The sequence below is a fragment of the Microbacterium sp. T32 genome, assembly GCF_001619615.1.
Taxonomy (GTDB): Bacteria; Actinomycetota; Actinomycetes; order Actinomycetales; family Microbacteriaceae; genus Microbacterium.
In genome coordinates this window covers 130,186-148,762 of the sequence record NZ_LQQP01000001.1, presented here as the reverse complement: position 1 = coordinate 148,762, position 18,577 = coordinate 130,186, and the positions used below count along the sequence as shown (strand labels likewise).

The 18,577-nt window shown below is 62.7% G+C and carries 23 protein-coding genes; 14 read left to right on the top strand and 9 right to left on the bottom strand.

Annotated elements, in window-relative coordinates:
- Window positions 1–451: 451 nt before the first annotated feature.
- Window positions 452–1,339 (bottom strand): hypothetical protein, encoded by an 888-nt coding sequence (locus AVW09_RS17450; protein ID WP_156495906.1) that lies wholly within the window; start codon window positions 1,337–1,339, stop codon window positions 452–454.
- A 748-nt stretch (window positions 1,340–2,087) separates the two neighbouring features.
- Here AVW09_RS17450 and AVW09_RS00735 point away from each other — a divergent pair.
- The 3 genes from AVW09_RS00735 to AVW09_RS00730 all read left to right on the top strand — a co-directional run bounded on the left by AVW09_RS00735 (window position 2,088) and on the right by AVW09_RS00730 (window position 3,879).
- The gene (locus AVW09_RS00735; RefSeq protein WP_156495905.1) at window positions 2,088–2,561 is read left to right on the top strand and encodes a hypothetical protein; all 474 of its coding nucleotides are present in this window, start codon (window positions 2,088–2,090) and stop codon (window positions 2,559–2,561) included.
- 59 nt (window positions 2,562–2,620) lie between these two features.
- Window positions 2,621–3,103 (top strand): hypothetical protein, encoded by a 483-nt coding sequence (locus AVW09_RS17445; RefSeq protein ID WP_156495904.1) that lies wholly within the window; start codon window positions 2,621–2,623, stop codon window positions 3,101–3,103.
- Between the two features lie 593 nt (window positions 3,104–3,696).
- Complete coding sequence (locus AVW09_RS00730; protein ID WP_063256180.1) at window positions 3,697–3,879, top strand: hypothetical protein; 183 nt, start codon at window positions 3,697–3,699, stop codon at window positions 3,877–3,879.
- Between the two features lie 29 nt (window positions 3,880–3,908).
- Here AVW09_RS00730 and AVW09_RS00725 read toward each other — a convergent pair whose 3' ends face one another.
- Window positions 3,909–4,196: a DUF7882 family protein gene (locus tag AVW09_RS00725; protein ID WP_063256206.1), complete on the bottom strand. Its 288-nt coding sequence runs from the start codon at window positions 4,194–4,196 to the stop codon at window positions 3,909–3,911.
- A gap of 135 nt (window positions 4,197–4,331) precedes the next feature.
- On the opposite strand from AVW09_RS00725, the gene AVW09_RS00720 reads away from it, so the two are divergent.
- Window positions 4,332–4,637 carry a hypothetical protein gene (locus AVW09_RS00720; protein WP_156495903.1) on the top strand — a complete coding sequence of 102 codons (306 nt, stop codon included), beginning with the start codon at window positions 4,332–4,334 and terminating at the stop codon, window positions 4,635–4,637.
- Window positions 4,638–4,651: 14 nt separating this feature from the next.
- Here AVW09_RS00720 and AVW09_RS17090 read toward each other — a convergent pair whose 3' ends face one another.
- The 3 genes from AVW09_RS17090 to AVW09_RS00710 all read right to left on the bottom strand — a co-directional run bounded on the left by AVW09_RS17090 (window position 4,652) and on the right by AVW09_RS00710 (window position 6,777).
- Window positions 4,652–4,996: a histone-like nucleoid-structuring protein Lsr2 gene (locus tag AVW09_RS17090; protein ID WP_082822736.1), complete on the bottom strand. Its 345-nt coding sequence runs from the start codon at window positions 4,994–4,996 to the stop codon at window positions 4,652–4,654.
- 81 nt (window positions 4,997–5,077) lie between these two features.
- Window positions 5,078–5,518 (bottom strand): hypothetical protein, encoded by a 441-nt coding sequence (locus AVW09_RS00715; protein ID WP_156495902.1) that lies wholly within the window; start codon window positions 5,516–5,518, stop codon window positions 5,078–5,080.
- 44 nt (window positions 5,519–5,562) lie between these two features.
- A complete protein-coding gene (locus AVW09_RS00710) occupies window positions 5,563–6,777 on the bottom strand; it encodes an LPXTG cell wall anchor domain-containing protein (RefSeq protein WP_063256177.1) in 1,215 nt (404 codons plus the stop codon).
- A gap of 129 nt (window positions 6,778–6,906) precedes the next feature.
- On the opposite strand from AVW09_RS00710, the gene AVW09_RS17085 reads away from it, so the two are divergent.
- Window positions 6,907–7,131, top strand: coding sequence for a helix-turn-helix domain-containing protein (locus tag AVW09_RS17085; protein WP_082822735.1), 225 nt, complete (start codon window positions 6,907–6,909; stop codon window positions 7,129–7,131).
- 15 nt (window positions 7,132–7,146) lie between these two features.
- Here the strand turns inward: AVW09_RS17085 and AVW09_RS18405 are convergent, their stop codons facing one another.
- From AVW09_RS18405 to AVW09_RS00695, 3 genes are all read right to left on the bottom strand, one after another.
- Complete coding sequence (locus AVW09_RS18405; RefSeq protein WP_442922726.1) at window positions 7,147–7,503, bottom strand: DUF6907 domain-containing protein; 357 nt, start codon at window positions 7,501–7,503, stop codon at window positions 7,147–7,149.
- A gap of 152 nt (window positions 7,504–7,655) precedes the next feature.
- Window positions 7,656–8,153, bottom strand: a complete 498-nt coding sequence (locus AVW09_RS17080; protein WP_082822734.1) for an aminoacyl-tRNA deacylase — start codon at window positions 8,151–8,153, stop codon at window positions 7,656–7,658.
- 20 nt (window positions 8,154–8,173) lie between these two features.
- The gene (locus AVW09_RS00695; RefSeq protein WP_156495901.1) at window positions 8,174–8,812 is read right to left on the bottom strand and encodes a DUF6875 domain-containing protein; all 639 of its coding nucleotides are present in this window, start codon (window positions 8,810–8,812) and stop codon (window positions 8,174–8,176) included.
- A 989-nt stretch (window positions 8,813–9,801) separates the two neighbouring features.
- Between AVW09_RS00695 and AVW09_RS17440 the strand changes: the two genes are divergently transcribed.
- Window positions 9,802–10,251 (top strand): hypothetical protein, encoded by a 450-nt coding sequence (locus tag AVW09_RS17440; RefSeq protein WP_156495900.1) that lies wholly within the window; start codon window positions 9,802–9,804, stop codon window positions 10,249–10,251.
- Here the strand turns inward: AVW09_RS17440 and AVW09_RS17075 are convergent.
- Complete coding sequence (locus tag AVW09_RS17075) at window positions 10,248–12,488, bottom strand: NB-ARC domain-containing protein (protein WP_197462528.1); 2,241 nt, start codon at window positions 12,486–12,488, stop codon at window positions 10,248–10,250. The two genes, AVW09_RS17440 and AVW09_RS17075, sit on opposite strands and share 4 nt — an antisense overlap.
- 493 nt (window positions 12,489–12,981) lie before the next feature.
- On the opposite strand from AVW09_RS17075, the gene AVW09_RS00685 reads away from it, so the two are divergent.
- The 8 genes from AVW09_RS00685 to AVW09_RS00650 all read left to right on the top strand — a co-directional run bounded on the left by AVW09_RS00685 (window position 12,982) and on the right by AVW09_RS00650 (window position 18,484).
- On the top strand, window positions 12,982–13,272 hold the full coding sequence (locus AVW09_RS00685; protein WP_156495899.1) for a hypothetical protein: 291 nt from the start codon (window positions 12,982–12,984) through the stop codon (window positions 13,270–13,272).
- Between the two features lies 1 nt (window position 13,273).
- On the top strand, window positions 13,274–13,546 hold the full coding sequence (locus AVW09_RS00680; RefSeq protein ID WP_063256167.1) for a hypothetical protein: 273 nt from the start codon (window positions 13,274–13,276) through the stop codon (window positions 13,544–13,546).
- Window positions 13,547–13,739: 193 nt separating this feature from the next.
- On the top strand, window positions 13,740–14,390 hold the full coding sequence (locus AVW09_RS00675) for an MT-A70 family methyltransferase (protein ID WP_082822732.1): 651 nt from the start codon (window positions 13,740–13,742) through the stop codon (window positions 14,388–14,390).
- A 38-nt stretch (window positions 14,391–14,428) separates the two neighbouring features.
- Window positions 14,429–14,629 carry a hypothetical protein gene (locus tag AVW09_RS00670; protein WP_063256166.1) on the top strand — a complete coding sequence of 67 codons (201 nt, stop codon included), beginning with the start codon at window positions 14,429–14,431 and terminating at the stop codon, window positions 14,627–14,629.
- Window positions 14,630–14,639: 10 nt separating this feature from the next.
- Window positions 14,640–14,861, top strand: a complete 222-nt coding sequence (locus AVW09_RS00665) for a hypothetical protein (RefSeq protein WP_063256164.1) — start codon at window positions 14,640–14,642, stop codon at window positions 14,859–14,861.
- Window positions 14,858–17,014, top strand: a complete 2,157-nt coding sequence (locus AVW09_RS00660; protein ID WP_063256162.1) for a type IV secretory system conjugative DNA transfer family protein — start codon at window positions 14,858–14,860, stop codon at window positions 17,012–17,014. The genes AVW09_RS00665 and AVW09_RS00660 overlap by 4 nt, the downstream gene beginning before the upstream one ends.
- A gap of 166 nt (window positions 17,015–17,180) precedes the next feature.
- Window positions 17,181–18,035, top strand: coding sequence for a replication-relaxation family protein (locus AVW09_RS00655; RefSeq protein WP_063256160.1), 855 nt, complete (start codon window positions 17,181–17,183; stop codon window positions 18,033–18,035).
- A complete protein-coding gene (locus tag AVW09_RS00650; protein ID WP_063256158.1) occupies window positions 18,032–18,484 on the top strand; it encodes a hypothetical protein in 453 nt (150 codons plus the stop codon). The genes AVW09_RS00655 and AVW09_RS00650 overlap by 4 nt, the downstream gene beginning before the upstream one ends.
- Window positions 18,485–18,577 lie beyond the last annotated feature (93 nt).

Below are 18,577 nucleotides of genomic sequence, written 5' to 3'. Positions count from 1 at the left end.
GTGCGGCCGAGAACTCACGTGGTTCTCTACGAGACCGCATGCCGGCAACGAGGATTTGGGGCGGGCGCCAGGGCTGAACTGCAGCACCCGGTAGTTCTAGTGAACGACGGAACGCGAGCCCCGCCAACCGTCCGATCGGAGCTGCGCGGATCGAAGCGCTCAATGGTGCGCCCACGAAAGTTGTATTCGTGCGGCGTGCGTGAGCCGCTTGCGTCTATCCTGTTGGGGATAATGTTCGGACTGTGCCCCACGGCTCAGACACGAACGATCCGAACACCTGCGACACGCGCGGTGGTGATTGACTCTCCTGCCCGGGTGTATCATAATCTTCTTCAGTCAGCATGGCTGGCGCGAAAGGACAAGTATGTGCATGGGGGACTCTGAATCCGGCGGCAACTAACCGTCAAACAATTCTTAGAAGGGGCCGAGGATATCCTCGGCCCCTTCTCCGTTACCGCAGATCCAGGACGAATCCGACACGGTCTCCGACGTTCGCGCCGGCGTGAAGGTACTCACAGACCCAGTTGTTGCCATCTCGTCTACTGTTCACCGCCGCTGGGCCGATTGCGTTGACCACCGGTGCGACGGCCTGGTCTTCAAGCGTCACAGAATACTTTAGAGGATAGGCACGATTCTTGAATCGCATTGTAAACGGCTCGGAGCGCTTCTTTTCCCTGAGATCACGACACGCACGCGGCCATGTGAGCTCAAACTTGACTTCGTCGTCATCCCGCACCTCCTCGCCGATGTATGCATGAGCGACGAGCATAGGATCACCATCGGTCGATTTAGTCCATGATGTCGTCAGCATGATCCGGACGCCCTCTGTCGAACCCGAGAGATGGTAGGCGACGATCTTCACTCTGCGCTGGGAGTGCTCGGTCATGATGGTCTGAGCGCTGAATCCTGATCGGACGTAATGGGGAATTTCGGCAGATGAAGCGCCAAGGCGAACGACGCGTGCATAACGAAGATCGCCGTTCTTGGCAATAGTGATCACATCGTTCTGCTCCTTGAAAATAAGAGCGGTGCTGAGCTGCAGGCGCTCAAGCACCTCTCCAAATTTCGCAAGCTCGCGCACTAGGTCTTGCTCGCGTTCTCTGAGTTGGCGTGTGCCGGAGGACGCGCTAATTGCAACGATCAAGAGAACCACTACAAGAAAACACCCGACGCTCACTAATGCCGGAGTCACACCGAAGGGAGAGATTGCGGCGAACAGGCCTAGGCTCACGACGATTACAGTGCCAAGGAACCGAACAGCTCCCTGCCGATGAATCTCTTCTTCGATTCGCACGAAAATTGGCCGCGCGGATTCTTCGACAATTTCACGCATTCCCATGTCGCCCCCAGAAATTACCCTCGCCAGGCGCACGGTTCGCAGGTACGGGCGTCGTGGCGTCTGCTTAGCATGGCAGATCGTTAGGTGCTAGGCGAGTTGCGCCACGACGGTCCCACACTTCTCTGCGGTACGTTCGCCGGCACCGGGGCGGTATTCAGGCTAGGCGAAAGAAGCAGTCCTGGAGACCAGGAGCTCTAGCTTCGCAGTCGCCGCGATAGTTCCTGGCCGTTGTTACAGATGCCCGCGAGCTCACTCCTCGTGAACAGCGTCGCGCCCTGGACTGCGGAGATGGCATGCCGCACACTCACCGGCTACACCCGGGGTCTCATTGTCCGCCCTGTTCGGTGTGCGTCGGATGTCGATTCGGTCCACCGATAGGACGGTCATCGCCCGGAGCAGTGAATCGAGTGAGGACCCCGCGAACCCGGTTTCGAGGCGACGGTAGGTGCGTACGGCGAGGTTTGCTTCGAGCGCCACGTGCTCCTGCGAGCGGCCTGCCTTCGCCCTGGCACGAAACAGCCGACTTGAGATACCCCACAACTCTCGATCCATATGCCCCCCTGAGCTTCCGACTCCGGCACGTCGCCTCACGGCATATCCAGCATCTAGCGCCTGCTCCTGTCCCGCAAGGGCACCCCGCACACGATCGCAGCCGTCGTCAAGGCCTTGATTGCGCTCGATTGCCGCTTGCTCCTGCGTTTCGCTCGTGGTGAGCGCCGCCCCGGCGTTCTGACAGGAGATAGGGATCATGACTGCACAGGAAATGCTCGGGATCGCGCGTCGTCGACGCGGCCGGCTGGTTGCCACCGTTGTTGCGCTCACCGTGGCTGCATCGGTGGGGGTCTTGGGCGCAGCACCGGCGGAGGCGACGGATGCGCGATGCACGCAGAGCAACGCAATCGACTGCGGGGTCATCTACAACACCTCCGGCGTCGACGTTCGCATCGCAACGAACTTCCACCCGACGTACAGCGCCGACGTCGGCACGATCAGCGGCGTTACCGCCACCTTGCCGGGCAACCGCAACTCAAACATCTTCAAGGACTCCAACGGTCGTTTCTACGACTGGGATGCCGTCTATGTCCCGCCGAGCTCCTGCCTCTACATGAAGGTGGGGCCGGGTCTGGGCACCACCCTCGACTACAGAAACACTCGCACCTACGGCGTCTGGTACAAGGTAAACAATCTCGGTGCGAACGTCCGCGCCCTGCGCTCCTGCTGACCGATCAACTCGCGAGAAGGACTGGTTGCCCCATGCTCGAATCCTCTAGCATCACGAGCATGGGGCAACGCGCACGTATTCGTCGGTTCCTTCTCGTCGTCTGTGCGGTACTGCTCGTAACGGCCTCGCTGTGGGTGACGTGGCGCTCAGCCACCTATTGGGCGCCGTGCGTCGGTGCCGACTGGACGAACATGAACGGGGCCTGCGCTGAGGCGATGTCATCGTATGCGTCAGCGCCAATCGTCGAGCTGTGGGCTGTTCTGACCGCGTTTGTGATCGCTCTCGTTCTCTTTCGAGCAGTGCCTCGCATTCCCTACGGCCTGATAGCGGGACTGGCCGCCGTGCTCGCCTGCCCGCTCCTCGATCCCGGGTCCTTCTGGATCGAATGGGGCAGCGCCGACGGGATCCCGGGCAATGGGATCTGGACCGCAGCCCTGTTGTCGGTAGCAGGCGTGGTACTGCTCGTCGCTCCTGTCAGAAGCAGCACTGCAACGCCGGTCGCGATCCTCCGCGAAGCTACCACTCAGCCTCCCTCTTTCTGACCTGACGAGAGTAACGGCGGGAGCGGTTCCTGCGCTGCGAGGCGCATCTTTCGCAGACGACGGGTTGTGCAATCCAGGCCTGGTGGTGTCTTCCGGGGCAGCCGAAGGGGTCATCTCGGCCGTGCGGCAATCCAACGGGAGACCGTTCGGTCATCCTGGCGAGAGCGACCGAGGACTCGTCTCTACATCGCTACCCAAACGACTGCGATGCCGGGGGGTGCTACAGGCATGATGACTCCTTCACAAACGACTCTCGCCGCTCAGATCAGGTGTCCACACGACCGGGTTGAGCTCCCGATGGTTCGTAACGACCGACGACGGCCCAGGTTTGCTGGGAGCCGATGAGTTGTTCGCGGCGGGCGGGGGCAAATCAGCGCCGTCACCCCGAAACAGTTCCTCTGAGCGGTGACGTCATCTCCCGCTCGCCGTCGGCCGCAGACTGCCCCCAATGCCCCTGCGGCCGACGGCTTCTCCTAGAGGCCCGTCGAACTTGCTCTACTCAAGTCGGTCTTTGTGGATCTTGACGTGCCAGATGCATAGGCCGCGTTACGGCGGCGTTGCTCGCCGTTCGCGGGCCGCCTACGCTTCCGGCCATGACGCGCTACAACGTCCCGGGAGTGGGCCTCGTGGTTGTCGCGCTCACCGAGCATCGATTCGGCATGACCGGAGAGACGCTGATGCTGCTCGAAAGTGTTCAGCGCGCCAACGGGGTGCCGGTGAGCGCCGAGGAACATGAGCGCACGGCGCAGTACCTCCATGCGCTCGGCGTGATCTGAGTTGGGCGGACAGCACCTTACGAGCGTGATCAGACTCTGGCGGCTGCGAGGGTAAGGCCGTCGGGCCCGTTCGCGGCGCGCATCATGTCGTTAAGCAGTTCAACGTCAAGCTGTGGCTGTCGGCTGCCATAGAAGTGCAGCACGAGCGGCATCGAAGGGCTGATCAGGATGGAGAGGTGCCCGCCGTTGGCTCCGGGGAGCTGGAGCATGAAGCTCTCACCCCGGCGAAGCTTGTTCATCGCGACGATTCGCAGGTGCGCGAGAAGGCGGTCATCGATGTCGAAAGCCGCACTCGCGTCGTAGTTCAGCCTGCCCATGTCGTGATTGTAGGGCTCCAAGCGGCCTGGCCTGAGCATGCGCGAAACGACCACTCGTATGAAGGAACGCAGCGCCCGACGGCCGGAACGCGAGATCCGGCCCCGAGGAGGATGTTGCAAGGGTACGGTCGCCTCATGCAGCAGACGATTGAGCGCGTGCATCTCACCGTCGCTGGTGTCACCCACCATCTCTCACCGCTGGAGGACGCGGGCGACCTGAAGAGTGCCGTCCTCCACGCGGTCCGCACCGGCGGCGATTTCGTCGAGGTGTCGCTCGACGCTGGGCAGCGTCTGAGCTTCCTCATCACCGCCACGACGCCCGTCGTCATCGCGGTCGAGACCGTCGTTATAGCTACCGAGACGGCCGACCGCACCGCAGAGACGTGGCGACCAGAGTTCGACGTGACTACCGAAGGCGAGACGCCGTACGACCTCCTCTGAAGGCGGCGTCTTCCTTAGCCGTTCGCCGCCTTGTAGGCATCCACGATGCTCGCCGGGATCCGACCTCGGTCGCTCACGGTGTGACCGTTGGCCCGAGCCCACTCTCGGATGGCGTTCAGGTCTGCGGGGCTGGTTGATCGGCTGCGGCGAGGGCTTCCGGAACGCGAGGGGGAGCCGATCGGACGAGCAGCATCAACGTAGGGAGCGAGGGCGGAGTAGAACTTGTCCGCGTTCTTCGCAGACAGATCGATTTCGTAGGAGCGTCCTTCGATAGAGAAGCTGATCTGCTTTCCTTCTCCCTCATCGAGGGTGGTGCCATCGAGGTCGTCAATTACCTGGGAGATCTGTCGCGTAGCCATACTGCCTACTCTACGGATCATGGTCTGCTCAGCGCCTGATTGCATGGGTGTCGCGTGGATATATCCCTCTGAGCCTGATGATCAGCGACGGCCGCCTTGGAGCTGGAAGACGAGTTGCGTCTCGAAACCCGGCTCTTCGGACCGTGCCACAGTGAGGATGAAATCTTTGCCACAGAAGACCGTCGCTTCGCAGTTCTGGCCGTGCGACAGTTCGTTTCCGACCTTGCCATCCATCTCGGCGACTGCGTCCGTGTAGTAGATGACACTCTCGGGGATGGCGACGCCGTAGGCGAGGGTGTCGCCAGTCTTGTCATCGGTATAGGCAGCGACGCAGGTCTGGTCATTAAAGATGGGGTCCGAGATGGGCAGATCCTTGTAGGACATGGCCTTTACCGTGTTGTTGTACTGGGCCTGCACTTTCGCCGTCAGGTCGATGTGCGCCTGGCACTCTGCACTGACCGTCGGCGGGGCACCGTGCCCCTGGGCCGCGCAACCCGCCAGCAGCAATGTGCTGACCGCCACCAGCGCCAATGCCCGGACTTGTGGGAGACGACGGCTTGACCGGGTCATGCTGCTTGCCGCCGGCGCGCCACCAGCAGGAAGGCGATGCCTCCGACGAGCAGCACACTTGCCCCGATCCCGACCGCCCCGATGCTGGTGCTGTCGAAGCCCGTCACGGCCAAGCCGTCAGTGACAGTGAGGGAGGCGTAGACAGAACCGCTCGTCGCCCCGCGAGCCTCGATCTTGTGCGCGCCGATGTCCGCGCCAGACGGAATGGTGACGGTCTGGCGGACCGCGCCATTTTCGTCAGCGGTGCCCGTCACGAGCTTGATCGGCGTGGAGTGAAGCCAAATCTCCACTGTCTCTCCGGGAGCGAAACCGCTCGCCGTCACCGTGACCTGGTTGCCTCGCGACACCGTGTTGGTCGAGAGCGACAGGCTCAGCGACGAGGACTCAGTCGGGGACGGAGAAGGCGTGTCCGTCGGAGTCGGTGACGAGGTGGGTTCCGGCCTCGAGGTGGTTGTTGGTGTCGGGGTAGGCGTCGGCGTGGCGCAGTTTTCCGGGAAGGTGTAGTCGCGGTCCCCCGCGTAGACCGATTCGCCACTGGCCGTCTTGATCCCCGCAGTGACGTTGGTCACCCCGTCTTTCGGAATGGGAACCGAGCTGGTGTAGGTGCCGTCACTGCCGGTCACTCCGTCGAAGGACTCGGTGTTGCTCCCGTTCTGGACGACGACGTACGTGGGGACATCGCGGGTTGCGGGGCTCGTCGAGATGGTGACGTCGGCCGCGGCTCCGCCGTCGTCGGTGCAGTAGGCGTCACCGAAGCTTCCCGTCGGACTGATGAACCCAGTTGAAGTGGGATTCGGCGTTGGAGTGGGGCCGGTGCAGTCTTCGGGCACGGTGTAGTGCTCTTGCCCCGCGAAGTATCCGCCGCCGAGGAAGACCGCGACGAGGTACTGCCCCGGTCCGGGCAAGACGACGGTGTAGTGGTAGCGATCGTCGCTGTCGTAGGGCGCAGAGTTGACCTCCACCGTGTTGACTGTCACCTTCGCTGACCCGAACGAGCCGCTGGTGTCGTGCACATCGACGTTGACCGTGTACGTCGAGCCCGAGCAGTTCACCTCGCTGATCGACACCGTCGTGGGCGGTTCCGTGTCAGCAGCAGATGCTGCGGACACTCCAGCGAACGCACCCAGCACGGCGAGCGACGCGGCGGCGAGGATCGCCAGGCGTGCGCGAAAGCGGCCGGTCGATCGTGGACGGTGAGTGAGTCGGAGCATGGCGAGGGTCCTCACGGGCAGGATTTCGGGCAGGAAGGCGTGAACGCTACTCATAAGTAGCACATACTGCACCAGTAAGCGACTTATAAGTCTGTAGACCGATAAGTAGCCAAGTGATGCCGTTGAGGGGTGGAAGGAGAGCTTCAGCGCCGACTCGGGCAGAACCTACGAGCACACCGCCATGCGCTCGGGCTCAGTCAGGAGCAGTTAGCGGAGCGGCTCGGCTACCACCGCACCTACATCGGCGGGATGGAGCAGGGTCTCCGAAACCTCAGCCTGAGATCACTCGAACGCCTGGCAGCAGATCTTGAACTCGATCCGCTGGAACTCCTGCGCGAAGTTTCGGAGGGTTGACGGAGGTCGCTCCGGCTAGGGGCGCCGCAGCCGATCCAAGAGCTGGGACAACGCATCGTGAAGTCGAGCGGCACTTTCGACCGTGACGTCGATGTACTGCTTCTCGCCGGCGATGGTTACCCAGATTGTGCTGTCGCCCAAGACCCGCTGCGATGCCTGCACCGAGAACTCGGTTGCCTCCACGCTCTCACCGGCGCGTTCCGCCTTGCCCACTCTCGGACTTCGATCCGGAACGACAACGGGCACGAGAACGGGCACGAGAACGTGAGGAGTTGCGTGATAGCGGTCGGTGGGGTGTTCCTGACCCTCATGATCGGCGGCGCACCACAAAGGGCATGCATAGCCAGCGGCGGAAGAGTTTTTTAACGACATGGCGGTCCCATCGAACGAAGGGCCAGCCGGTAGATCGCACAGGTCAGCCCCGCCGAACTGTGAGTCCAGTCCGGCAACGGTCAGGTCTACCGAAAGTCCTCGCGCGCGGTCGAGATGTATGACGTTGCGGTTCTCGTGGGCGGGTGAGCGGCTTAGGGCAGCGCGCTGAGGCTCACGACGACGGCACCCGTTAGATGCGCGAGCGTGTCGGGCGCGATCTCGATCTCGATGCCAGTTGCCCCACCGCCGATCAAGATCGTCGGGAAGTTGTGTAGTTCGGCGTCGATGAGGACGGGAACTTCGCCCGGGATGCCGAGCGGGGAGACACCATTGCGCGGATAGCCGAGAACTTCGGCGAGTTCCTCGGGCTTGCCGACCTCGAGTCGCCCGACCCCGGCAGCTTCGCTGGCAGCAGCGAAATCCAGCTTGTGGTTCATCCCGAGTACGACGACTGCGTGCCCTGCGCCCGTTTTGCTTCGAAGAAACAGCGACTTTGTGATCCGATCGAGCGGGACACCGATAGCATCTGAAAAATCTTGAGGTGATCGGATTGCCTGGCCGAGTGCGGCATGATCATGAATAACCACGTCAGAAACACCAGCGATTGACCGTGCCACGCGAGGGTGAAGCTGATTCATCTTCTTTGTCATCTTCCCTTAGTTTATCAAATTCATGCGGCAGTAGCCAGGTGCTGCACCATCGCCGCGCGCACCGGCGAAGGAATGGATGGCGCGAACTTTCGCAGAAAGATGTCCATCCATTCGCGCGAGCCGACAAGGAATGGAAAGTCAGTCACGACCATGTGGCGAATGACCAGCATCGGCAGCGGGGCGTCGAGTGGTTTGAACTCGGGGTTCCATAGACCACCGACGGTGCATCCAGGGTAGAACTGACCGATCATCAATCCCTGCGAGACGAACCGATCCTTCAGGCTGGCGTGAGCCCTGTCGATGAGTGCGTAGTCCGTGACGTTCGGCAGGACGACGAGAGCGACCTTGAAGATCGCGTCCTTACCCGCTTCGCCCGGCAGTTCGATGAACTGGTCCGCCATCCCCTCCATGAGGCCCACGAGCTGGTCGGGCGTCGTGTAGTGCGCGTCATCAACGCCCGCCCAGAACATCTGGCGGTCGAGTGAAGGCTTGGTGAACGGGCACACGGCACCCGCGCGTCCCAGCATCTCGTGCGGGCGGGTCAGGAAGCTGATCGCCCACTCGTGAATGGTCGGGATCATCTCGGCGGCCATGCCGACAAAGGCGCCTGCGTCTGAGATCGGAGCCAGAGATACCGCCGGCCCTGATGTGTTGGTCATGATGCTCCTTCCGAGTACGGTCCACCCGATGGGGCGGAAGCGCGGGCAGGGTGCCTGCGTTCCGCAATCCTGAGAGACAATCGGGATCGAAAGCCGGGCTGGGACAAGGTGAGACACCGTGAGCAGTGACACGAACCCGTTGGCATCAATCCCGAAGACGTGGGCGGAATTCGGCGTGGGTTTGCGCCAACTTCGAAAGACCAGCCTCCGGGCAATGGAAACCGAGCAAACAGCGGCTCCAGGAGGTGTCGTCATCTCGAGGTCACAGCTCCAGCGATACGAAGCTGGGCTATCCCGCCCCAAACTCCCGTACGCGGACCACCTCGACGAGCTGTATCGAGCAAACGGGTGGGTGTCGTTGGCAGTGAGGTCGCTCTATGGAGCGACGTGGGATCCGTGGAACGAGCAACACGGGGTCGCCCGCCTTCAGCACTCGCCTCGCTGGCCCGCCCTCTATGACGGCATCGTATGGCTCGCCCTCAAGCCCACCACGACCAACGTCGGCAGGGAGCACGACCTCGCTTTGACGTGGGGACCCTGGTACGTGCGTCTCAGCGTGCGCCTTGAAGCATCCGGTCTCGCGCTGATGACGGGAAAGTCAGAGGACAGCTCTGGTGAAGCCGTCACCCTCAATCTCGACAGCTCACTACCGATCTTCTTGCTCCGCGGAGCCGACTCAGTACCAGCCTCACTTCCGGTCATCGACTTGCGTCGACGCTGGGCTCATAAAGATGTCGAGCCACGCGAGGGTCGACCGCGTCTACGCGAACTCGGGGCTGAGGGCCGACCGCTCGTCGGGGCGACGCCAGCCCGCAGGCGTCGCCGGAGACGTCCAACATCAGCCTGACCCGCAACTCGACACATCCCGTTCGGTTCACGAGGGCGGCCAATCTTGCACGAAAGTAGCAGAATGAAGTTCTCGCCGACTTTGCTAACCAGGTACACACCGCGTTGCAATTACCAGCAGGCCTGCTAAGCTAAGAATATAAGTGAATAGCGAATATGAATACACTCCCGCAGGAATCGAAGCGAAAACCGCCGAACGGCTGGTCGACATATTCGCGCAAAGTGACATTTTAAAAGCAATCCCCGGCCAGGATGCGTTTCTCTCACTCCTCAGTCTTAAAGAAATACATGAGGCCCTGACCAAAAGCCCGGCTATCGCTGAGCGCATGAGTGCCCTACTAATCGCCTCGGAAAACGAAGACCTTGCCATACTGGGCGGGGTTCTCACCATGTATGTAGCCGAGATTGACTTACAGGGCGCTAGCGACCTATGGCGCCAGCTCAATGAACGCGGCGACTGGTTGGCAATGGAAGCCGCGAGCGACATCGAAGGAAGAATTGAAGACGTCACAATACGCGGTCGTGAGATTCCACCGCAACGCGTCATCGCTTGGCAGACCTTCTTTGAACACGTAGCGTCACGTTCACTCTAGATAAGTCTCGCTCTCTCTTGGAGGACGTCCAGCACCGCATCCTCATGGCCGATAAACGTGCGGCGTGAGACGTAAATCTCGTGCGCCAGCCTTAGTAGATCGTGAGAAACTTCCAAAGACCCAAGTTCGCGACACCTGATGGCGCTCCAAATTAGCGTTGGCTCCACGCTCCACAAGACTTCAATTGTCGGCACTGATTGCGCCTGCGCGACGACCTCGACGCGGAAGGCTTCCACTTGCGATAGCGAGAAAGAACCGGCTTCAAAGTGTGATCGAAGTTCGCGCTCCGCATCTCGGAGAGAGTCTCTTCGTTCGAGCCATGTAGTTGATACTTCGGCGACCGAGCTGCGGCGGGCCGTCTCGCCAAACGATGCCACAATCTCGAGAAAATCCGAGGTGGAATCACTTCCGTAGAAGTTCTGTTCCCAATACTCGGGGTCCCGTTCGAGTTGGAGTTCGCGCGAGCGCGAAAGATCTGTAAGGTCCGAAATCAAAGGGGCAAACCTCAGGCGCCACCCTGTGCGAGCTGCACCCATGCAAACACTGTCCCACACTAGAGCGACGAGATCGTCTACCCCTCCTATTACCGGCAGTTCAGATTCCGATGTGGCCTCCCACCGGCCAATCAGTGCATACAGATCCCGGATTGCGGCTACGGAGTGGTCGAAGGCGCCGCTTCGGCGTGCGATGTTGGCTGATTGAAGGAGATCGCCAAATGCATCCTCGTATCCACCCCAACGCTGCTGCACATGTCCGAAGTGCCTCAAGTTGTAGATAGTCATCTCTTGACGGTGCCGCTCGAATTGGTCCGGCAGCTTTTGCGTGAACTTCCACGGTTCGGAAACTAGCGAATGCCCCACGGCTCTTTGGCGGGAATCGATCAACTTCAGCGCCTCATGAGCTTGGATCCGAACGTCGCTCACGATCACGCGCAGTTCATTGCGCTCGCCAAAACGCCCCCGCACATGTTCGAGTGCCGGGAAGACGTCGAGGAAGTTGAGGGTAAGGTCGGCTATGTCGATGATCTCGGTTTCACCATTAAGGGTAAGCAACTTATCTTCGGCCAAGGTGTCCAAGTCATGCCGCGATCCCAAGTGGAGAGCTAAAGCCGCATCAATTTCGATAAGGTACATTTTGGCCATCGCTAGGCTCGCGAGAAGGCGTACTTGATCGAAGGATAATCGCCGCAATGACCAACCCAGCACTGCCGCGATCGTCACCTCGGACTCGGGTAAAGAGAGGTCGAGCACGCCGGCACGCGAGGCACGTAACTCGTTTACCACGGTGGATAACCGAACCCTCTTTCGCCTTGATGTTGATGCGGCAACGATAGTCAGTGCAAGGGGCAATCTGCCGCACATCTTCGCTAGTTCGACGGCGTATTCCTCTTCGCGATCAACACGTTCTTCGAGGTAGATTCGAAACAGATCGAGACACTCGTCGAGGTCCAGGATATCCAAAGCAACGTGCTCGACATCGATCTCGCCATAAAGGGCGGGAAGCTCTGAACGACTCGTGACGATCACTATTGATCGGCGCCCGCCAGCTAACGCGAGGACCGTTCGGCTGTCCTTAACGTTGTCGGCAAATATCAGGATTTCTTGAGCCTCAGCGATTGAGCGAAACATGCTCGTGAGAAGAACTTCGTCATAGGGCAAATCTTCCTCACGATGGCCAAGCCTCTGAAGTAGACTACGCAAACCGTCCGCAACGGAGATCTCAGGGCTGGCGCTATACGCGTGAAAGTCAATCTGCAAGCAACCGTCACCAAACCTCGCAGCCATTTGATTAGCCAAGGTCCGAGCTAGGGCAGTTTTCCCAACCCCAGGCGGGCCGGTGATCAGGAGAACTCGCCGCGTCGAGCCTTCGAGCTGACGCACCTCCTCATCGCGTCCGACGAGCACCCTGGTGGCAGGATCGAGATCGAACACACGATCGATCTTCGGTTCGGGACTCGGCAACACCCAGTCACGCTCGGCCGCAAGCACCAATGCCTCCGCGAAGGCACTTATTGCCCTTCGCCGCCACGGTCGTTCGCGACCTTCCCACATGCTCGAGTTTTCGTGCGGCTGCCGCCTCAGTCGCGGAATGTCGTCGGTCGCCTTCTGGAACAGTGCACCAGCCTGGTAAAGGCGGTATGCGTCATCGAGACCAAACAGGATGTTTAGGCGTAACCGCATCCTTCGATGCTCGCCCGGTAGATCATCATCGACGAACGCCAGTGTGGCGAGCAGCATCCGACGTAAGGCCTCTGCACGCCTCAACTCCCCGCCGCCCCACGGAGAGACGGACAAGTACTCCTCGAGCGCAGGAACACTTACCGGCGGAACTCGCCCTTCTCCGTCGATTTTGCGCACACCCCGGGTCCGGACCTTGGCGAGATCGAGCGATAGAAGCCTGACCGTGTCCGCTCCGTGATCACGTTCCATGCCTGACGGTACCGCACGGGTCTGAAGCGGGTTTCACGTCCCCATGCGCGGGTCCGCTGCAGACGCTGGTGGTACGCACAAAGTTCACCCAAATCCCCGACAGGAGACAAAGATGCGCCGGACCGGACCGGAACCTGACGAGGAACGCCAGGCCATCATCGCCATCCTCCGCAGATACGGAACCCCCGAGGAGGTGATCGCGGCCTTCTTCGAGCCCTACCAGAACTAACTACCTCGGGCCAACTCCACCGCACAGGAGGAGATCCGCCCCTCTAAGAAAGGAAACACTATGTCAGACATCATGCGATCCCTCGGTAGCGCTTTCGGTTCGTCCGGGGCGGTGCAGCTGAGCACCGGCGTGGAGCGTCAGACGCGGCGGGAGGTTGAGCAGGTGCAGTCCCGCGCGATCATCGCGAAGCTGACCGAGGACGGGCGGGCGTTCTTGACGCACACCGCGCTCGAGCACGTCGGTGCGTTGACCGCACTCGAGCAGCACCTGATCACGGTTGCGCCTCTCGGCGAGGCCCGCTACCGCGAGATCGTCGACAGCTACACCCTCGGCGCCTCCGCAGCGATCCGGCGGTGGTCGTGAAATGGTCGTCCTCGGACTGCTCGCGCTGCCGTTCGTGCTCGCCGGCTGGATCATCTCCGTCCTTACCACGGGAGGCGAGTGGCTCGTGAGGTACTTCCTCGACCGACGGGAGCGGAAGCGTGCTGCCATCGAGGCGGAGCTCGACCGCACCCAAGCCGAGCTGCGCGCCACCATTCTGAGCCTGTCCGAGCAGTTGAACGGCAGTGCTCACGAGGCTCGTAAGGCCCTCATCCGGGAGTCCTTCCTCGCCCGCGGCGAGATCCCCAAGGACTAATCCCACCCCGCGCCTGGGGCGGTGACGTCAGGACGTTCCTCCGACGCACCGCCCCGGGCTTCTTCGACCCCAAGTCGTCCCGATCGGACACTTGGCGATTCCGCTCTCATGCCTCATACGTGATGGGGCAGCCGCCGGGCCGCCAGTCGAGCGTCCGGCGAACGAACAAGACCGCTGCAGGAAGGAGGGTTCCATGCACACCACCAACACCATCAGCGTCACCGCCGACGCACCCGAGGACAGCGAGGGCTCTCCGCCCGGCTGCCTTCACCGCTACCGCACGATTCTGGCCGACCCGCCGTGGCCGACGGGCCAGCAGGGGAAATACGGCGCCGAGCACCACTACGACCTAATGAGCCTCGAGCGCATCAAAGCGATGCCCGTCGGCGACCTCGCAGACGACAACGCCCACCTCTACCTCTGGTGCTACCCGGCCACCCGCTACGTCGCCGAAGACGTCATGCGTGCGTGGGGGTTCGAGTTCAAGGACGAGTTCGTCTGGGGCAAAGACCAGATGGGCCTCGGCCAGTACTTCCGCCACGCCCACGAAACACTCCTGCTCGGCGTGAAGGGGAAGCTCCCCGTGAAGTTCCGCGGGCAGCGTTCCTTCACGATGCTGCCCCGAATGGCACATTCCGTGAAACCGCAGGAGATCGTCAGCGCGATGATCCCGCGCCTCAGCCCGGGCCCGTACCTGGAGCTCTTCGCCCGCCGGCCCACGCACGGATGGGACATCTGGGGCAACGAGGTCGAGTCCGACATCACGATTTCCGGGTACCCCGTCCCGAGCGACTCGCTGCCGCCTCGCGATCTCGATCCGCGCTCGGAGGTCGAACGTGCCTGACCTCATCCAGCTCTCAATCATCCCTTCGGAGGTTCCGCATGTCCTCATCCGAGAAGACCATCCTCGGCCGTTTCGTGTCAGCTTGCGCGATGGTCGCGGTCGCCGCGTTCCTGCTCTGGCTGGCCGTTTGGCTGATCCAGCAGATCTGGGTGTGGCTCCTCATCGCCATCGTCCTCGCCGGGGTAATCACCGTGACGGTGGTCGTCGTCCGGTTCTGCCGCGACCGGTGGTTTCGATAGGAGGCCGTCAATGAGCGCACCCAGCAGGCGCGGTCGCGGTCGCCCGAAGCGCGAGTACCGCATCCGTGTCCGCGGAGAGCGGCGTGAGATCGCGGACTACGACAAGCTCGCCCGCGCCCTCCTCGAACACGCCGCCATGCAAGAACGCGAACGCCGCGAAACCAACGCCGCCTTGAAAGATGAGCCCACCGCGGACGCGACCGCTGAGGACGAGGAAGGAGGCGCTTCATGATCAGCACCGTCTGGCGTGACCTCCACTTCCAGCCGCCCATCGACGAGCAGCAACTCCTCGGATTCCTTCAGGCCCTCGCCGCCGACCCGGGTCGAGGCGGCCTGGTCTGGGAGGCCCGCACCGAAGCCGGGAAGACCCGCCACCTCCTCGGCGGCGACGCCACCGACCTCTCGGCCGCCGTATCGACGCTGCGCCGCCTCATCCCCGGCACCGTCGCTACCCCCGCTGAGCCGCGCGCTTCGGTGGAGCGGGCGGGGCGAATCCGCATGAGCGGCCGTCACCTGGCGCTCTCGGTCGACGGGCATGGGCAGAGTCTGCGGGCCGTGCTCGCAGCCCTATCCGGCGCGACGGGGAAGGACGACGTCCTCGTGCTCCAGGTCGTGCTCGGGCGGGCACTGGCCCCAGAGCTTCTGCAGAGCGCCGTGCCGGACCCCGCGACCTCAGTCGGGGCGCTGCTCCTTCGCGGCGCACCACCTGCATCGTCGGCGGTGCGCTCCCGGATGCAGGACAAGCTCGCCCAGTACCGGTTCCGCGCCGTCATCCGCATCGGCGTCACCAGCCCCTCGCCGGTGCGTCGGCGCCTCCTCGTCCACGGCCTGCTGGCGGCTATCCGCACCCTGCAGACCAGCGGCGTGAAGATCTCCCTCACGACGAAGAACCCGGCCAACCTCGACGCCGGTCTCATCCCGCTGCGCCAACCACTGGCGCTTACGAGCGAGGAGCTGCTGCCGCTGCTGGCTTGGCCGATCCAGGACGGTAACCTGCCGGGCCTGCCGGACCGGCACCCGCGCCGCCTGGCCCCTCCCGCGACGTACCGTCCGCCGAAGCAGCGGGTGTTCGCGACCGCCACCGCGCCGGGCTCGAGCGCGGCGATCGGGATCGGGATGGAGGACGCGCTGCGTCACAGCCATGTCTATGGGCCAACGGGGTCGGGTAAGAGCACGCTGTTCTTACACCTCATCAAAGCCGACATCGATGCCGGGCGGTCGGTTGTGGTCGTGGACCCGAAGCGGGACCTTGCTCAGGACGTGCTGAGTCTCATCCCCGAGAGGCGGATGGGTGAGGTCGCGATCATCGACCCGCTCCTCAAGCGCCCGGCCGGCATCAACCCGTTCGCTGGCCTGACCGGCCCCGAGGGCGATGATCGGCGCCCGCTGGTGGCCGAGATCATGCTCGACCTGTTCCGTGGTCTGTTCCCAAACGCGTTCGGCCCATTAACGGCCGATACCCTTCATGCCTCGTTCTTGACCGCGACCTACACACCAGACGCCAGTCTGGCCGCGCTGCCGAAGCTCCTCACGGATCCCCTCTACCGTCGCAAGGTCGTCGCTCAAATCTCGGATCCGACGTTGCAAAGTTTCTGGGCGCAGTACGACGCGAAAAGCCCCGGCCAGCAGGCCGCCGCCGTCGGGCCGGTCATGACCCGGCTTCGCCAGTTCCTGCTCCGCCCCGGCGTGAAGGCGGTGCTGGAGCAGACGCATCCCGCTTTCGACATCGCCGACCTGTTCACCATGCCTCGCATCCTCATTGTCAGTCTGAACAAGGGAATGCTCGGAACCCAGGCGGCGAGTTTGCTCGGCTCCCTCGTCGTGAGCAATCTGTGGCAACTCATCCTCGCCCGCGCCGCCGTAGCGCCCGAGAAGCGCAGGCCGGTGTCGATCTACATCGATGAGGCCCAGCACTTCCTCCACATCGGCGACCTCGGCGAAGCGCTCGAGCAGTCCAGGTCGCTGGCAGCGTCCTGGCACATAGCCCACCAAAGCCGTTCTCAGATGCCAGACAAGCTCCTTCGCACCATCGACGCGAATGCCCGCAACAAGATCATCTTCGGCCTCGAAGACGACGACGCGAAACTTGCCGCCCGCACCACTGGGCTCGACCCCGAGGACTTCACCCGACTTCCGCCCTACGAGATCTACACCAGCCTCCAGTCCGGTGGTGCTCGCACGGGCTGGTTCTCCGGCCGAGTTCTCCCACCACCGAAAGCGGTCTCTTCCGTCGAGGCGGTCACGGCTGAAGCGGAAGCCCGTTATGGCCGCCGCTACGCCCCGGAACCTCCCCAGTCCTCGTCAAGGGTGATGGCAGAGGGTGACGGACGGGGTGATGAGGGTGATGACGAGCCTATCGGGCGCACGAAACGGAGCCCGAAATGAGCGGACGCGAAGAAGTGAACGGCTGTCCGATCGACCGACCTGTCCGATGCAGAAGTGTCGCCCTCATAGCCCGTCATAACTGCGATCCCCAGACAGTTTGGGGATCGACTGTCCCGCCTATGGCGGGAACCAACACCCCCAACTCCGCCACCGGCAGGGGGACGGCATGACGCCCACCATCCGGCCCTCCCGCTACGTCACGTCCGTCCAGCTGGAACGGCTCCGTAGCGACTTGTCGGAGCGGGACTGGGCGCTGCTGCGGTTCCTGAGCCGCCACTGCTACGCCACCACTAGGCAGCTGCAGCGCCAGTTCTTCACCGGCCACGCCACGCCCAGTGCCGCTACTCGTGCGACCGTCCGCGTCCTCGACCGGCTCCTGCAGCAGCGACTGGTGACCCGGCTGGAGCGAAAGATCGGCGGGCACACCCGCGGCTCAGCGTCGTACATCTGGCACCTCGACGCCGCCGGCGAGCGCCTCACCCGACGGGACGGCGGACCACGTCGACGCTTTATCGACCCGAGCCTGCCGTTCCTTGAACACTGCCTTCAAATCACCGAGACCGCGCTCGTTCTGAGCGAACTCACCCAGACCAGCGACCTGCGCCTCACGAAGCTCCAGATCGAGACCGAAGCCTGGAGGAGCTTCCTTACCCGGCATGGCACGGCCACCATTCTCAAGCCAGACCTGTTCGCAACACTCTCCACACCTGACTTCGACGACCACTGGTACATCGAAGTTGACCTCGGAACCGAAAGCGTTGTCCCGGTCCTACGCGACAAGTGCGCCGCCTACGCCGCCTACCGCGCCACCGGTCGCGCCCAAGCCGAACACGGTGTGTTCCCCAGGGTGCTGTGGATCGTACCCACGCAGCGGCGCGCCGACCGCCTCACCGCCGCCATCCGCGCTGACCCCCGACTTCCAGACCGACTCTTCACCGTCATCACCCCCAAAGACCTGCCGGCCACGATGGCGGACCCCGATAGCGCGCTAACAACCGAACCCAGGAAGGAGGAACTATGAGCCCCGAAACCCCACCCCCAGCGCAACCTGAAAACGAACCATCACGCCCGGGCGGGCAGGCGCCGTTCGGCCCGGAAGCGGCTGCCTCCGCCGAACGCTCCCTCTCCACCCTGCGCGACCCCGACGACGGCCTCCGCATTCTGCACGGCATCGAAGAAGCCGGTGCCTCGTTCGCGGCCTACCTGCTGCTCCCTGACACCAACCTCGCGGCCACGGACATCCTCGAGGGCTTCTACAACAGCTACGCCGACGCGTGGGAGACGTTCGCCGAGTTCCGCCACGACGTCCTCGAAGGCCTCGGCTGGCTCCAAGCGCTCGAGAAGGTCATGAGCGAGCAAGGCATCCCCGACGACCACCTCACCTGGAACCACGCCGCCGTCGACCAAAACATCCTCAACACCTACGACGTCGTCCACCTCGACGGCTGGTGGCACGTCTTCAACAAGTAGCCGCAGTCACATACTTCGCCCCGCCTCCGCGCGAGGCGACACAGGCTCCACCCTCACAGGTGGAGAACTACAACCAAACAGACCGGGGACGTT